Annotated in this window: 15 protein-coding genes; 10 read left to right on the forward strand and 5 right to left on the reverse strand. The window is 61.4% G+C overall.

Going from position 1 to position 15,321, the window contains the following annotated elements; all coding sequences use genetic code 11:
* Positions 1–51: 51 nt before the first annotated feature.
* Positions 52–2,043, forward strand: a complete 1,992-nt coding sequence (locus FHS54_RS05540; protein WP_167302844.1) for a putative bifunctional diguanylate cyclase/phosphodiesterase — start codon at positions 52–54, stop codon at positions 2,041–2,043.
* Positions 2,044–2,050: 7 nt separating this feature from the next.
* On the opposite strand, the gene FHS54_RS05545 is transcribed toward FHS54_RS05540, so the two are convergent.
* Entirely contained in the window at positions 2,051–3,010 is a 960-nt protein-coding gene (locus FHS54_RS05545) for a crotonase/enoyl-CoA hydratase family protein (protein ID WP_208404795.1), read from the reverse strand.
* Between the two features lie 238 nt (positions 3,011–3,248).
* Here FHS54_RS05545 and FHS54_RS05550 point away from each other — a divergent pair, with 238 nt between their 5' ends.
* Both FHS54_RS05550 and tgt read left to right on the forward strand, forming a co-directional pair.
* Entirely contained in the window at positions 3,249–3,428 is a 180-nt protein-coding gene (locus tag FHS54_RS05550; RefSeq protein WP_167302845.1) for a hypothetical protein, read from the forward strand.
* Positions 3,429–3,541: 113 nt separating this feature from the next.
* Positions 3,542–4,672, forward strand: a complete 1,131-nt coding sequence (tgt, locus tag FHS54_RS05555; RefSeq protein WP_167302846.1) for a tRNA guanosine(34) transglycosylase Tgt — start codon at positions 3,542–3,544, stop codon at positions 4,670–4,672.
* Here tgt and FHS54_RS05560 read toward each other — a convergent pair.
* Together FHS54_RS05560 and FHS54_RS05565 are read right to left on the reverse strand one after the other, a co-directional pair.
* The gene (locus FHS54_RS05560; protein ID WP_243855666.1) at positions 4,660–6,225 is read right to left on the reverse strand and encodes a sensor histidine kinase; all 1,566 of its coding nucleotides are present in this window, start codon (positions 6,223–6,225) and stop codon (positions 4,660–4,662) included. The two genes, tgt and FHS54_RS05560, sit on opposite strands and share 13 nt — an antisense overlap.
* 218 nt (positions 6,226–6,443) lie before the next feature.
* Positions 6,444–6,665 carry a NepR family anti-sigma factor gene (locus FHS54_RS05565; protein ID WP_341785941.1) on the reverse strand — a complete coding sequence of 74 codons (222 nt, stop codon included), beginning with the start codon at positions 6,663–6,665 and terminating at the stop codon, positions 6,444–6,446.
* A 296-nt stretch (positions 6,666–6,961) separates the two neighbouring features.
* On the opposite strand from FHS54_RS05565, the gene FHS54_RS05570 reads away from it, so the two are divergent.
* The 6 genes from FHS54_RS05570 to FHS54_RS05595 all read left to right on the forward strand — a co-directional run bounded on the left by FHS54_RS05570 (position 6,962) and on the right by FHS54_RS05595 (position 12,622).
* Positions 6,962–7,756: a response regulator gene (locus FHS54_RS05570; protein WP_167302848.1), complete on the forward strand. Its 795-nt coding sequence runs from the start codon at positions 6,962–6,964 to the stop codon at positions 7,754–7,756.
* 93 nt (positions 7,757–7,849) lie between these two features.
* Complete coding sequence (locus FHS54_RS05575; protein WP_167302849.1) at positions 7,850–7,993, forward strand: hypothetical protein; 144 nt, start codon at positions 7,850–7,852, stop codon at positions 7,991–7,993.
* Positions 7,994–8,100: 107 nt separating this feature from the next.
* Positions 8,101–8,766, forward strand: coding sequence for a sigma-70 family RNA polymerase sigma factor (locus FHS54_RS05580; protein ID WP_341785942.1), 666 nt, complete (start codon positions 8,101–8,103; stop codon positions 8,764–8,766).
* Between the two features lie 48 nt (positions 8,767–8,814).
* Positions 8,815–9,081 carry a hypothetical protein gene (locus tag FHS54_RS05585; RefSeq protein WP_341785943.1) on the forward strand — a complete coding sequence of 89 codons (267 nt, stop codon included), beginning with the start codon at positions 8,815–8,817 and terminating at the stop codon, positions 9,079–9,081.
* 179 nt (positions 9,082–9,260) lie between these two features.
* The gene (locus FHS54_RS05590; protein WP_167302850.1) at positions 9,261–10,649 is read left to right on the forward strand and encodes a TIGR03013 family XrtA/PEP-CTERM system glycosyltransferase; all 1,389 of its coding nucleotides are present in this window, start codon (positions 9,261–9,263) and stop codon (positions 10,647–10,649) included.
* Between the two features lie 8 nt (positions 10,650–10,657).
* The gene (locus FHS54_RS05595; RefSeq protein WP_167302851.1) at positions 10,658–12,622 is read left to right on the forward strand and encodes a tetratricopeptide repeat protein; all 1,965 of its coding nucleotides are present in this window, start codon (positions 10,658–10,660) and stop codon (positions 12,620–12,622) included.
* 5 nt (positions 12,623–12,627) lie between these two features.
* Here FHS54_RS05595 and FHS54_RS05600 read toward each other — a convergent pair whose 3' ends face one another.
* The gene (locus FHS54_RS05600; protein ID WP_167302852.1) at positions 12,628–12,972 is read right to left on the reverse strand and encodes a GntR family transcriptional regulator; all 345 of its coding nucleotides are present in this window, start codon (positions 12,970–12,972) and stop codon (positions 12,628–12,630) included.
* Between the two features lie 72 nt (positions 12,973–13,044).
* A complete protein-coding gene (locus FHS54_RS05605) occupies positions 13,045–13,623 on the reverse strand; it encodes a nitroreductase family protein (protein ID WP_167303560.1) in 579 nt (192 codons plus the stop codon).
* Positions 13,624–13,749: 126 nt separating this feature from the next.
* On the opposite strand from FHS54_RS05605, the gene FHS54_RS05610 reads away from it, so the two are divergent.
* The gene (locus FHS54_RS05610) at positions 13,750–15,318 is read left to right on the forward strand and encodes a peptide MFS transporter (protein WP_167302853.1); all 1,569 of its coding nucleotides are present in this window, start codon (positions 13,750–13,752) and stop codon (positions 15,316–15,318) included.
* Positions 15,319–15,321 lie beyond the last annotated feature (3 nt).

A 15,321-nucleotide genomic window follows, 5' to 3' on the forward strand; every position in this document is an offset into this window, starting at 1 on the left:
CGACTAAAGTTTACGAAATGGAAATCATGTTCCGCCAAAGCTGGCGGAGACGTGTTTCGCATCCTCCGCCACTTGAGCGCAAATTTGCGCGAGCGCCTTGCTCCCGATTCCCAGCAGAGCGCTGAGGTGCGGGATAGTCTCGTCAAATCGCTTTACGCTTCCCCCGCGTCGCTGATGATCGGCGCGATTGCGGGTGGCGCATTAAGTTTCGTCGTCGCCTATCATGCGCAACGGCCCCCGATCACCCTGATCGCCTGCCTCATCACCATCGTCGCGATCAGCCGGTCGGTGTCCGCAGTTTACTTCCAGCGCCAACTGGCGCACCAGCACGGCCCCACGCGGGCAATATGGGGCATGGCCTACGAACTGGGCGCGTGGAGCTATGCCGCTCTTCTCGGCACGCTTGCCTTTGCGACGCTTCTGCTCACCGGCGATGCATCGCTGCACATATTGAGCGTTTGCCTGGTCGCAGCATATTCAGGCGGCATTTCCGGCCGCAATGCCGGTCGTGTCGAGGTCGCGATCGGCCAGACCTGCTTTGCCCTTCTGCCGACGTCCCTTGGTCTCGTTCTGGCCGGGGGGCTGGGCTATTATGTCCTGTCCGCGATGCTGTTCCTGATGATCTTCGCCATGGCAGAGATTACACGGACCACGCACCGCATCGTCGTAGAGGCGCTTCAGGGCAAATATGAAAAGTCCCAGCTGGCAACGAAATTTGAGCGGCTCGCACGATTCGACAGCCTGACGGGCGTTGAAAACCGGATGGCGATGCAGATGCGGCTCCGGGAAATGTTCGATAACCGAACTTCGGATAAAGATCCGATGTCGGTTTTCTGGATGGACCTCGACAGGTTCAAGGAAATCAACGATTCGCTCGGTCATATCATCGGTGATCAATTGTTGTGCGCCGTTGCGGACCGCCTAGCTCGCGCCCTCGACCATCGCGGGCATATTGCGCGTTTTGGCGGAGACGAATTCATCCTCATCTGCCCCGGTGCGAACCAGGATATCGCTCAACAGATTGCCGACGATGTGATGGTCGAATTCGGCCATGATTTCGATGTGAGCGGCTATCACCTCACCATAACAGCTTCGATGGGCATAGCGGTCGCGCCGCAGGACGGTCATGGGAGCGAGGAACTGCTGCAACATGCCGACATGGCGCTCTACAAGGCCAAGAATGCCGGGCGAAATCGCTATGCCTTCTTCGATTGGAAGATGAAGGAACGGCAGAATAGGACCTATGACCTGGAAGTCGGGCTACGCACGGCGCTCGCCAATGGCGAGCTGCTGCTGCATTACCAGCCCATCTTCGACACTGCGACGGGCCAAATCGCCATTTGCGAGGCGCTGATGCGCTGGGATCATCCAGTAATGGGGCGCATTTCGCCCGCTGAATTCATTCCGATCGCCGAAAGCTGTTCCCTGATCGAACCCATCACTGCCTGGGCGCTGGAGCGCGCGTGTCAGGATGCGATGGCATGGGACGATCATGTTCGCGTCGCCGTCAATATTTCGCCCGCGCTTATCAAGAGCGACGGACTGCCCCGCGCCGTTATTTCGGCGCTGATGCGGTCGGGGCTAAAGGCGCGCAGGCTGGAACTGGAAGTGACCGAATCGATCTTTCTGGAAGATAGTGGCCGCACCAGCCTGATCCTTCTGGAACTGCAGCGGATCGGGCTAAGGCTGGCGCTGGATGATTTTGGCACGGGCTATTCGTCGCTCGGCTATTTGCGCGACTATTCATTCGACACGCTGAAGGTGGACCAAAGCTTCATGCGCAGCGTGAAGGAAGGATCGCGGGATCGCGCCATCGCGCAATCGGTGGCTTATCTGGCGCATTCGCTGGACGTGGAGACGGTGGCCGAAGGGATAGAGACGGAAGAACAGCTCCAGTCCGCGCGCGACATGGGTTTCACCAACGTCCAGGGCTTTGTGCTCAGCCGTCCAATCCCGGCTGAAGACTTGCTCGACATGATGCGCGTGATGGCTCGGGACAAGAGCAACGTGGTCACGCTAATGCAGGACCAACGCCGCGCCTGAACGATAGCTATTTCGTCAGGCGCGTCTGGGCCGAAGCCAGGCGCCGCATCATCCGCAAATCCTTGGGGTCCAGCTTCAGCGCGGTAGCCGCCCAATTTTCTACAATGTCCTTAAGCTCCGAATATTCGATCGGATCGACCCGACGGCCTGCTTCGAACACACCGACATGTCCTGCGTGATGGGGTCGGTTGCCAGTGATATAGTTACGCACCGCCTGCTCACCCTCGCCATCTTCGGCCAGGATGGTGACGACGCCCATGTCGTACATCTCTTCGGCCGTGTAGACCTTGCCGGACAGGATCATGCGTTCCGCCATGCGGCGCCCCAGCTTGCGGGACAAAATAGAATATGCGCCCATGCCGGGGAAAAGGCCGAACAACATTTCGGGCAAGCCAAATCGGGCGCTACGTTCAGCCACGACCACGTCAAAGCAGAGCAGCGCTTCAAATCCGCCACCCAACGCGTCGCCCTGGGCCAGCGCGATGGAGATCACGGGCATGTCGGCGTTGCGCCACGCGCGATGCACGACATCGATGCACGCATGGCCATATTTGACCAGCCCGGCCAGGTCGCCCCGTTCAATGCAGCCAGCGAACAGCTCCAGGTCGCCACCCAGGTTGAACACCCCCGGAAAACGCGAGCCAAGCACCATATAGCGGGCGGGCAGGGCACCTTCATCGAACAGCCTTTTGGCTTCGGTCTGCCAAAGGCGGATGTCGCGCAGCATCGGCAAGCTGTAGTTCGGCCGAGTCGCAGGCGTCATGAACGCCCACAATGTATCCAACGGCTCGTCCCAGCTGACATCGATCTGCCCCAGATCGAACAACATTGACTGGCCCGCTTCACGCCCAGCCGGGTTGATTTCCGTAGCGGCAAACTGGTGAATGTCGGCTGCATCCGGCACCTGCACCGAAGACATATCGTCCACCTCATTTTGTGCAGGACTAAATCGCGCGGAATCAATCATCTGTGCCCCCAAATTTCGATCCATGCCGAAGAGACCAGTGTTGACCTGTTGGTGCAACCGCCACTGTGGCAAACCGGCCATCGTTAACCTTTTTTATCGTCAACTGTTGCGCTTAAGTCGCCGTAAAAGCCGGATAAGCATAGTTAACGTTGCATTAATGCAACAATGCCGATTGATGTACGTCTGTAAAATATTGCGTCAGGGCTTTGTTAACCATTATTAATTAGAAGCCTGATGCATGGACCCGCATCGCACCGACCGCCAGATCGTGACGCTCTTGCTACATGACAAGGAGGGCGCGTCCTGGCGTCTGAGCCTTGCCGCCGACTGCCTATGTTTCATCGGCAATTACCGTCGCGTGGAAGGGTTCGATATCGACGCGATCGTCGCGTTCGACGGTGTCCGCCGCGAAGGCTGACGACCTCACTGCTCGCGCCATCGGAATGGTCGGAGCTGTCCTGATCGCTTCGTAATGGCATTTTGCGAAAAAGCGGGTCCCACTTTGCCGTTCGATGCTTTAGAGCGCGGCGGGTGACCCAGACCCGATTTTCCTTCACCATCGCCGCCACCGACGGCAAGGCCCGTACAGGATCGATCCAGATGCGCAGGGGTGAAATTCGCACACCTGCCTTCATGCCTGTCGGCACCGCCGCCACGGTGAAGGCCATGCGGCCCGCGGAAGTGCGCGCGACGGGCGCGGACATCATCCTGGGTAACACCTATCACTTGATGCTTCGGCCTGGCGCTGAACGCGTCGCCCGGCTGGGCGGGCTGCATGGTTTCATGGGATGGGACCGACCGATCCTGACAGACAGCGGCGGCTATCAGGTGATGAGCCTGTCGGCACTGACGAAGATGAGCGAGGAAGGCGTCGCCTTTGCAAGCCACATTGATGGTTCGCGCCACATGCTGACGCCCGAACGGTCGATGGAAATCCAGCGGCTGTTGGACAGCGACATCGTCATGGCCTTCGACGAATGCACAAAGAATGGCTGCACGCATGACGAAGCCGGGAAAAGCATGGAACGATCCATGCGCTGGGCCAAGCGGTCGCGCGACGGGTTCGACCAGGGCGGCGATCATGCGGAACGAGCAGCGCTCTTCGGCATCCAGCAGGGGTCTTTGAATGGGGATTTACGCCGCGCTTCCGCGCAAGAACTGATCGAGATCGGCTTTGATGGCTATGCGGTCGGCGGCCTTGCTGTGGGAGAGGGGCAGGAAGCGATGTTTGCTTGCCTGGACTATGCGCCCGGCATGCTGCCCGTGGACAAGCCCCGCTATCTGATGGGCGTGGGCAAGCCGGACGACATCGTCGGCGCGGTGGAGCGGGGGATCGACATGTTCGATTGCGTCTTGCCCACACGCAGCGGCCGCAATGGCCAGGCCTTCACCTGGGCCGGACCGCTCAACATTCGCAACGCGCGCTTTGCCGAAGACACGTCACCGCTCGATCCCCGCTGCGGCTGCCCAGTCTGCGCGACGTGGGGCAGGGCCTATTTGCATCATCTGGTGAAGGCGGGCGAAATGCTGGGCGCCATGTTGATGACGCAACATAATATCCATTTTTACCAGGCGTTGATGCAGGCCATCCGCGATAGCATCGCTCAAGGCCAATTCGCTTCATTCGCGGCGGATTTCCGCAGGGATTATCAGCGCGCCTGATTGTCAGGCAAAACCGTCATCGCGATGGCATAGTCGCCAATTTCGGCGTCATGTTCCAGCGGCGACCGGAGCTGCCGAGATAGCCCGGTCATCACCCGGCCATAGCGTTCGTCGATCCGGGCGTTCATGTCATCGGAACCGCGCAGCGCGGGTGAACTGACATGCAGGATGGCCCTGTTGGCGTTGTCGCTGTCGAGATGAGCGGAAATCCGCATGCTGGCGTAGGGATCCGACGCCATGGCAAGCTCCACCAGCTCGGTCAGTAGGAAAGCGATCGGGACGGCCACATCCTGACTGATGTGCAGGTTGTCGCTGTCGATCTGGATGGCGAAGCGGCGGGCCTCCGCCGGGGCGGTTCCACGCAGGCTGGCGGACAATTCGCTGATCAGGGATCGAACGCCCACGCCGCGATTTTCCTCCAATTCCGCATAATGGTTCCGGTGGACGACTGACAGGGCATCTACGCGCCGCTGTATCGATGCATAGGCTTCCACTGCTTCCGGGTCATGCGCCGAACGCGCATGCAGGCTGATGAGGCTGGCGATGATCTGAAGGTTATTTTTGACGCGGTGATGCACTTCGCGCGTCAGTTTGCGCTGCGTTTCCAGCCCTTCGGCCATTTCGGCCTCATGCGTGGCGACATCTTCGCTGATTTCGCGGAAGGTTTCGCCCAGCGCGACGATTTCCTGCGCGGGAGTGCGGATGCGGCGCATCGGTTCCAGCACTTCGCCGGGGTGATAGGCGGCGACCGTCCGGCGCAACATGACCAGTGGACGGATCAACAGGCGGTTCACGACGAACCAGCCAATGGCCGCCGCCGCGAACCACATGACCAGCGGCAGGAATAGCGACAGCATACGTGCAAGAGTGACTGGTGGATCGCGCAGGGTCATGGTCAACAGGATGTCGGGCGGATCCAGCCGTGCCGACAGGCTGCTGCTGTGGCCGCCAAGGTCATGGGCCGGGCGACTGACGATTAGGGTGCGGTCTCCCTGTTGCAGGCTAAGCTGTCGGTTCTGCAACCCGGTTGCCGGATTAGTGATCGTCTCCAGATAGGCACGCGAATAATAGGCCAGCGCCACGATGCCGCCATTACTGCTTCGCGCGCGGCTGACCAGAACGCCTGACTGCGGCAGCAGTTCGACTGCCCGCGCTGTAAAGCGGCTTTCCCCAGCCAGTCCGCGCGGTTCCGGCCGGGACGACCCGCAAAGGCGGCGTCCGCTGCGATCATAAATATAATAGCGCGCGCCTTCGCGGTCATGCGACGTCAGAAAGACTGCGAGCCTGCGACACATGCGGATGTCGGCATCTCCGCTCGCAAGTGCATTCGCCGTCAGCATCATCGCCGTGCGGTCAGAAGCGAGGTCGGTTGTCAGCTTACGCGCGCTTTGGGTCACGGCCACCCGCAACAACGCTTCCTTTTCAAGATCGGCGGTGCGGATCGCCTGCAGGGATGCGATCAGGGCGAGAAGGCCCAGCGGCAGCAATGCGAGCGTCAGGATAAGGAACATCTTGACGCCGGTGGACTGGATGATGCTGTTCAAAGGGCGCATGAGCAACAGGTTCGCCGAAAGGGGCAGCGTGCGATCATGTGATCGTCAGGGGCATTCGGCATTTCGCAACAGTTTCCGTGCTTTCGGACAAAGCGCCCGTTAAATCACGATGAACCGGTGGGACGGCTGATGGTTTCGACTGGCTCGCTTCGAACCGCAAGATCACCCCCTTTGCATGCCCGCATTCAAACGGCGGTCAAGGTCGCCTAGCTTGCTGATTAGTCCAGCTTGCGCAGCAGGTCGAGCATTTCGGCGGGAATGTCCTCTTCAACGGCGCGCTGATAGACGGTGCGCAGGGCGTTGGAAACCTCGGTCCCTTCCTTGGAAGAAGACGGGCTTTTCCGAGATGTGGGGCCAGCTTTCACGCCCGAAGTGGGGGTGTTGGCACCGACATCTGTTTTGTCCCCTCCCTTCACATCCCGTTCCGTCGCTGAAGCCACCAAAATAATGCCCCTTTGAATACCCGACCTATCTCTTCGCGGCTTTCCCGGATGACGTCAATCGATCGTAGAGCAAGGCGCGCAACGAAAATTTCAGGGCGTCAATGAAAAAACCGAACGGCTGTGAAACAAATCGCTTCTTTGTTGGTTCCGTCCCACGAAGCATTTTTTGCTGTCAGGCAATCGGCGGCTTCACAGGGGCGGGGGACTTGCCACATCGGCATCTGCGATCCATCCTCCTCCTCTGGCAATGGTTCGGAACAATGCGCCCCCTGGGGCTGGGAGAAGATTTACAGATGTCGCTAGGACAGCAACTGCACCCCCACCTTCCATTTCTGCGCCGCTATGCGCGTGCGCTCACGGGCAGCCAGGCGCACGGCGACGCTTATGTTCGAGCTACGCTGGAAGCGATCGTGGCCGCACCGGAAGAGTTTCCGGCTGATGTCGATCCCCGACTGGGGCTTTACAAGATTTTCCATGCCATCTGGTCGTCCTCTCATCTGGAAGACGGCCCTGTTCTGTCCGGCGCTGACGGGCACGAAGCCGTCGCGCAGGCACGGCTGGCACGACTGACCCCGCTGCCCCGGCAGGCGCTGCTGCTGACCGCGCTGGAAGGTTTTACCGTCGATGATGTGGGCTACCTTGTCGGGTTGCAGCCCGTCGATGTCGAAGCGCTGGTCGAAGAGGCTCTGAGCGAGATCGAATCGCAGACCCGCGCCAAGGTTCTGATCATTGAGGACGAACCGATCATCGCGATGGATATCGAAACCATCGTTCGCGACCTGGGGCATGAAGTCACCGCCATCGCCGTCACGCGCGAAGATGCCGTGCGCGAAGCGATGGCGGAACGACCGGGGCTGGTGCTTGCCGATATTCAGCTGGCCGATGATTCCAGCGGTATCGATGCGGTGAAGGACATCCTCGCCGAATTTTCGGTCCCAGTGATCTTTATCACTGCCTTCCCCGAAAGGCTGCTGACCGGCGAGCGGCCAGAGCCGACCTTCCTTATCACCAAGCCGTTCCAGCGTTCGACCGTGAAGGCGGCGATTTCGCAGGCCCTGTTCTTTGACGAAGCAACCGCGCCTGCCTGATTTGCCGCCCCGCTCGGGTGAAAGAGTGGAAGGCAGGCGGAACCGCTGCCCTGACCCCGCGTTATTGATGCGTAACGATCGGGAGACGACGCAATGCAGGACGATGAACAGCATATCGTTACGGAAGAAGCTCGTTCAGGATCCACGCCGCACATCGTCCGCTATATCCTGGGCATATCCTTGCCCTTGGTGGTGATCGGGATGCTGATTGTGCTTTGGGCATATTATAAAGGGTGAAGTTCATTGGTTGCCGGCAACAATGAGTATAGGATGCGGACGCTTTTGTGGCTTTGACGACTTCGATTCATGTGACGAGGGCGACGGCCAATGAGGGGGCTGTTCCCGTGAGCGAAGGGCCGGGCCATCAGGTGGAGCATCAGGAACCACCGCGCGAAGCGCTGTCGGATTCCGACTTCAAGCGAGAGTTGGCTGCGGTCATTCCTCATTTGCGCGCGTTTGGCCGGTCGCTTTCGGGTAATCGCGACCTGGCCGACGATCTGGTTCAGGAAACGCTGCTAAAGGCATGGGCGGCGCGTGCGCGGTTCCAGGCTGGAACGAATATGCGCGCCTGGACGTTCATCATCTTGCGCAATCATTATCTATCGCAAATGCGGCGTTCGCGCTTTCGTGGCGATTGGGATGATCTGACGGCTGATCGGTTGCTGGCCGCCCCAGCGGGTCAGGATAAGCATGTAGAGCTTTCGGATATGCAACGCGCCCTTTTGCAACTGCCGCAGCCGCAGCGCGAAGCATTGATTTTGGTAGGCGCAGGCGGTTTTGCCTATGAAGAAGCAGCGGAAATCTGCGGCGTAGCCGTCGGCACGATCAAGAGCCGGGTTGCACGCGGTCGCGCGGCACTCGAGCAGATTCTGGATAGCGGTGACCTGCCGTCGCGACGGAGCCAGCAAACCAGGGATACAGCAGTGCTGGACGAGATTATGGACGATGTTGACCGGCTGAGCCGAGGACGGGAAACGAAAGAAGACGAAAGCGGCTCCAGTGCGGAATAGATCCTGAGGTCCGTCTCGGTGGGGAGAGGCGGTTATAGGAGAGGACGCGTGGTAGGGAATGGACAAGGCCTGCCAGACGATGATCCTGAAGTGCATGACGCTTCGGAACCCGCAGACGCGCGTGGCAGCGGCCTGATCTTCTTTTTGATCGCTATCGCGCTGATCCTCGCCATCGGCTTTTTCTACCTAACGAAAGATCGGGAAAATGAGCAGGGCCGCAACGTGACGGAGGCCGCAGCGTCGGCGGACGACGCAGTTCGGCTGGTCGGCGACGCGGCAGACAATGCGGCTGGCCAATTGGTGAACCGCCGCTAAATCCTATTTGCTCCCCAGCGACCCACTCACCCACATTTCCCGCCCCAGGCGCTATCTTCAGAGAATCTTTGCGAATTTCATGCAAGGGTCCGATCATCGTCGGATCGTCTTGCAGCGCCATGCCGGTTTGACGCCACAGGCCCCTTCCTTGCGGCCGCCACCGGGAATAAGCGCGAACGATGATCAGGCTGTTCAAACATTATGTGCCGCATGCGGTGCTTCTGCTGGGATTGCTTGACTTCATTCTGCTGCTCTGCGCCGCTGAGGCGGGCTGGATCATCCGTGCCCGCCAGATCGGGATGGACGTAGACCATATCGCTACACGCATCGGCCCGTTGTTGAGCTTTGCCTTGGCCATCCAGACCGGCATGATCGCAGTGGGCGTCTATGGGACGGAGGCACTGCAATCGATCCGGTTCGCCCTCGCGCGGCTGCTCGTCGCGATTTCGCTGGGCGTGATATTCCTGTCGGTCATGCATTTCGCGTTGCCCGACCTGACGCTGTGGCGGTCCAATTCGCTTTACGCCATGAGCCTGTCGATCGCGTTGCTGCTTGCGGTGCGGCTGTTGCTGGGATCGATGCTGGGCGGGGAAGCCTTCAAGCGGCGGCTGGTCGTGCTGGGCGCAGGAGACCGTGCCAACCGCATCCGTGAATTGGAACAGCGCAAGGGGTCGGGTTTCCTGATCGTCGGCTATATCGCGATGAATGACGGGCCGCAGGTGATCCAGGAAGCGATCAACCGCAGCGCCATCTACAATCTCGCCGACTTTGTCGTCCGTCTTAGCGCGAGCGAAGTTGTGCTGGCGTTGGAGGAACGGCGTAACGCGCTGCCGTTGGCGGACCTGCTACGGATTAAGACGACCGGCGTGCATGTGAATGAAATATCTACATTTCTGGAGCGTGAGACCGGTCGCGTCGACCTGGACAGCGTGAACCCCAGCTGGCTGATCTTTTCCGACGGTTTTTCATCGGGCCGCCGCCTGTCGACCATTGCCAAGCGATTGTTCGACATTCTCGCCAGTTCGCTGCTGCTGCTGCTGACCGGCCCCATCATTCTGCTCGCCGCCATATTGGTGAAGCTCGACAGCAAGGGGCCTGCTTTCTACCGACAGCAGCGCGTCGGCCTGTTCGGCGAGGAATTCTGGATCGTGAAGCTGCGTACCATGCGGCAGGATGCGGAGGTCAGCGGCCAGGCAGTCTGGGCTGAAAAGGACGATCCGCGCATCACGCGCCTGGGCTACTGGCTGCGCAAGCTGCGCATCGATGAACTGCCCCAGACCTGGACTGTGTTGAAAGGGGAAATGAGCTTCGTCGGGCCTCGCCCCGAACGGCGTCAGTTCGTCGACGATCTGGAACAGCATCTGCGCTATTATGCGGAACGGCATATGGTAAAGCCCGGCATTACGGGCTGGGCACAGATCAACTACCCTTATGGCGCATCGATAGAGGACGCCCGGCACAAGCTGGAATATGATCTCTACTATGCGAAAAACTATACGCCCTTCCTGGATTTCCTGATCCTGATCCAGACGTTGCGGGTCGTATTATGGCCCGAAGGCGCGCGCTGAGGCACGCTGTGAGCCGCGCCCGCTTCCTGTTGTTTGCGGCCATCGTGGCTGTGCTGCTGTCGGCGGCGGGGCTGTGGCAATGGCATAGGGGGAGGGCGGACGCGGCCCTGTCGCGCGGCGTCGCCGCCCTTGCGAAGGGGGATGCCCGCACGGCTCGGGTCGAACTGATGAACGCGATCCGCGCCCATCCGCGATCTATCGCGGCGCGCATCGCCCAGGCGCGGGCGCTGCTGGACCTTCATGACGGCGAAGGCGCGCGTGTCCAGATTGATCGCGCCCGGCAATTGAGCGGCGACGCAGGTGCGACGCGCCATCTGATGGCCGAAGCGATGCTGCTTCAGGGCGATGCCGACGCGGCGCTACGCGAAGCCCGCATGGCCGATGTTCCCGCCAATTCCCGCGCCATCGCGACGCGGGTAGAGGGGCAGGCCTGGCTCGCCAAGGGAGAGCTTCACTCCGCCGCCGCGGCTTTTGACCGCGCGCTGAAATTGGATGGTACCGATCCGCAGGCATGGGTGGCGATGGCCCGCTTTCGGATGGCTGTCGGCGATCAGGCGGGTGCGATCCTGGCGGCGGACCGCGCGCTGCAACTCGCGCCCGGCAACTTCAAGGCGCTGACCGTGCGTGGCGAACTGGTGCGGGAGCAATATGGCCTGACCGCCGCGCTTCCATGGTTTGAGCGTGCGCTGGCGCGCGACCCTGAAAATGTCCCTGCGCTGGAACAATATGGCGCGACGCTGGCGGACAGCGGCGCGGCGGCACGGATGTTGAGCGTATCGCGGCGATTGCTGGCGATTGATCCGGGCAATGCCCGCGCCTGGTTCATGCAGGCGGTGATGGCGGCGCGCGCGGGCAGGGTGGAACTCGCCCGGTCGCTACTGGCGCGCACGGGCGGCAGGCTGGATGCTGAACCGGCCACGATCCTGCTGCGCAGCGTGCTGCTGGTGGAAAATGGCAATGCGGTGCTGGCGGCCCAGACGCTCGCCCCACTTGTCGCTGAACAGCCCGACAATGACGTCGCCCGTACCTTGCTGGGGCGTGCCTTGCATGATGCCGGGGATCATGGCGGGGCGGCTCAGGCGCTGGCCCCCATGGTCGCCCAGAGCGATGCTGATCCCTATGTCCTGACCCTCGCCGCGCGCGTGCAGGAAGCGATGGGACAAATGGACATGGCGCAGGATATGCTGGCGCGCGCCGCATGGCCCGTGCGTCCTGCCGCCACTCCCTTCGCCAGCCCGCGCGACGCCATGATCGCGCAAGGACCAGCGCCCGCCGATCCGGCGTCCGCGAGCGAGAATATTCCCTATATCCGCGCCCTACTGAACAACGGCCGCGCCGATCAGGCGGTCGATCGCGCCCGGCTGTTGAACCAGGCCAATCCAGGCGCTCCGGCGGGATGGCTGGTGCTGGGGGACGCGCTCGATGCCGCTGGGCGGCTGCGCGAAGCCGTCCGCGCTTATGAAGCGGGCGCGAACATCCGCTATTCACGGGAAGCTGTATTGCGGCTGGCGGCGGCATGGCAGCGGCTCGGCGATGCGACCCGTTCGGCGCAGATCGTCAAAACTTATCTCGCCCAAAATCCCAATGATGTAGAAGCATCGCGGCTCATGGCAGCAATGGCGATGCAGCAGGGCGACTGGCGCGGCGCGACACGCCTTTTGCGCAGCGTCCAGGCGCGCATTGGCAGCAATGACGCGTTGCTGATGTCAGATCTTGCCCGCGCAACGCTTGAAGCAGGCGATGTGCGCGCCGCCCGCGCCTATGCCGCTCATGCCTATCGCCTGTTGCCGGGCAGCCCGGTGACGGCGGACGCTTATGGTTGGGTCCTGCTCGCAAACGGAGAACGTCAACCAGCCGTTGATCTGCTGGAAAAGGCCGTTGCGCTGGCCCCGCGCCACCCAATGTTGCGCGCGCATCTGGCGAAGGCTTATGCCGCGATGAAGGAAAGTAGCGGAAAACTGGCGGCGCGCTGAACCCGCTACACGCGCTGGAGGTCAAGATCCTCGGCAGAAATACCCAGCCTTTTGATTTGGTCGGCAACCGGGGGCCAGACGGAGTCAAGGAAACGGCGGCGTTCCGTTTCCCGCAGGCGGCGGCTCGCGCCATCGGCCACGAACATGCCGACGCCACGTTTCACCACGATGAGCCCGTCATCCTGAAAACATTGATAGGCTTTCGCGACGGTCAGTGGATTAGCGCCCTGCCGCGCTGCCAGCGCCCGCACCGAAGGAAGCAGGTCGCCATCGCTGTAATTGCCGTCCAATATGGACGCCGCGATGATCTCCCTTAGTCGCAGATATACGGGCTTGGACTCTTCGGCCATGGGTGCATCACTGCCATAATACAGCCATTCAGGTCAAGCAAAGCGCAGTGTAAGTCGAACCCGGCCCGGCAACTATCTGTCCCAAAAGGACACTTTTTCATCATATAAAGGGCGTGGCCGCTCTTCCTGCGCTCTTCCCGGTGTGCCGATGAACAGAAATCCCGCTATGCGCTCCTGATCTTTCGCGAAGGCGGCGCGCACATCTTCATTATAGGCGGGCCACCCGGTCAGCCATCCCCCGGCAAAGCCCATCGCATGGGCGGCGTGAAGCAGGTTCATGATGGCGGCTCCAGCGGACAGCTCTTGCTCCCAAACTGGAATCTTGCTGCCCGCCACGGGCGCGGATAGCGCCACCACCAGCGTCGGGGCCTGATGGGCAAACTGGTGCATGGCCTCCAACTCCAGCCTGCCAGCGCCCGGCTTTTCCGCGCGATAGGCCGCGTCCAGTACACCCGCCAGTGCATCGCGCTTGTCCTGCGGCACGATGACGAAGCGCCAGGGGGCAATTTTCCCATGGTCGGGCGTCCGCAGCGCGACTTCCAATATCTGGCGCAGCTGCCCGTCATCGGGACCGGGCGCGATCAGGTCGCGCGGCTTGCCCGACCGGCGGGTGCGAAGAAGGGAAAGTGGGCTGCTGAGGTCATTGAACATGCCGCCCCAAATGGCGCGCCGCACCTTTTCGCGCAAGTGCGCCCCGTACTTTGACACTGCTATGATTTCCGCTCTACGCTCGCCCGCACGGCTCCCGCGACGGGGGAACAGCATGCAGGGAAGTGGATGACAGGCTCAACTTCGACTGCGAGGGAAACGGGCGGGGGCGAAACGGGCAAGACCTGGCTCGGCCACCCGCGCGGACTGTTCCTGCTGTTCTTCGTGGAAATGTGGGAACGCTTTTCCTTCTACGGCATGCGCGCCCTGCTGATCTTCTACCTGACGCAGCACTTCCTGTTTTCCGATCGCGACGCCTCCTACGCCTATGGCGCCTATATGTCGCTGATCTACATTTCGCCGCTGATGGGCGGCTATCTGGCCGACCGATATCTGGGACAGCGCAAGGCGGTGCTGTTCGGCGGCGTCGTTATCGCCATGGGCCACATCATCCTGGGGCTGGAAGGCGGTATATCCGACGGCGGCATGGGCCTGGGACTGTTCTGGCTTGGCCTTGCAACCGTCATCACGGGGACCGGATTTCTCAAATCCAGCGCGTCCGCGCTGGTGGGGCAGCTTTACCCGCGCGCCGACATGCGCAGGGACCCGGCCTATACGATCTTTTACATGGGCATCAATGTGGGGGCCACCATCGGCCCGCTGATCTGCGGCTATCTGGGGCAACGCTGGGGCTGGCACTGGGGCTTTGGCGCGGCGTCGGTGGGCATGATCGCGGGGGTCATCGGCTTCGTCTGGTGCAGGCCGCTGTTGCAGGGTGGCGGTGAGCCGCCCGACCCAGCGCGCCTGGCCGAGCGGGTGTGCGGCATCATCAGTCGGGAATGGCTGGTCTATCTGTCCAGCCTGTTGTCGATCCCGCTATGCTGGTTCCTGATCCAGCAGCATGCGATTGTCGGCTGGATGCTGGCGCTGTCCAGCGCACTTGTGGTGGTCTACATCCTCTGGGAAGCCTTTGGCCGGATGGAGCGGATCGGGCGGGACCGGATGCTGGCGGTGCTGTTCCTGCTGGTCATCAACCCGATCTTCTGGGGACTTTATGAGCAGACCGGCTCTTCGCTCGCCCTGTTCACGGACCGCTACACCGACCGCAGCATCCTGGGCTTCAATGTGCCTGCTTCCATGTTTCAGTCAGTGAACGCGGCCTACATCCTGTTGTTCGGACCGGTGATGGCCGCTTTGTGGATCTGGATGGCGAAGCGGGGGTGGGAGCCATCGACCCCGGCCAAATTCGGCCTGGCGCTGGCGCTGGTGGGGGCAGGGTTCCTTGTCCTGGTCGCGGGCAGCGGCGCACCGGGCACGCTGACCCCGCTGCTGTTCATCTTCCTCCTGTACCTCTGCCACACGCTTGGCGAACTGTGCCTGTCGCCCGTTGGCCTGTCAGCCATGTCGAAGCTGGCACCTTCACGGATGATCGGCCTGATGATGGGGATATGGTTTCTGGCCATGGCGCTGGGCGAATATGCGGCAGGCATGATCGCAGCGGCCACGGGCGGGGACGACGGGCTTGCGTCGCGCGACGGGGTGCTGGCGGTTTATGACCGGATCGGCTGGTGGTCGATTGCCATAGGGGTCGTGGTGATGGCGCTCGCGCCGCTGGTGAAGCGGCTGATGCATGTCGACCGACTGAATGAGGAAGACAGCCTGGCGCGCCACCCAAAAGGCGAGGGGCCAGTCGGATGATCC

The organism is Sphingobium vermicomposti (assembly GCF_011762025.1).
In the GTDB taxonomy this organism is placed as follows: domain Bacteria; phylum Pseudomonadota; class Alphaproteobacteria; order Sphingomonadales; family Sphingomonadaceae; genus Sphingobium; species Sphingobium vermicomposti.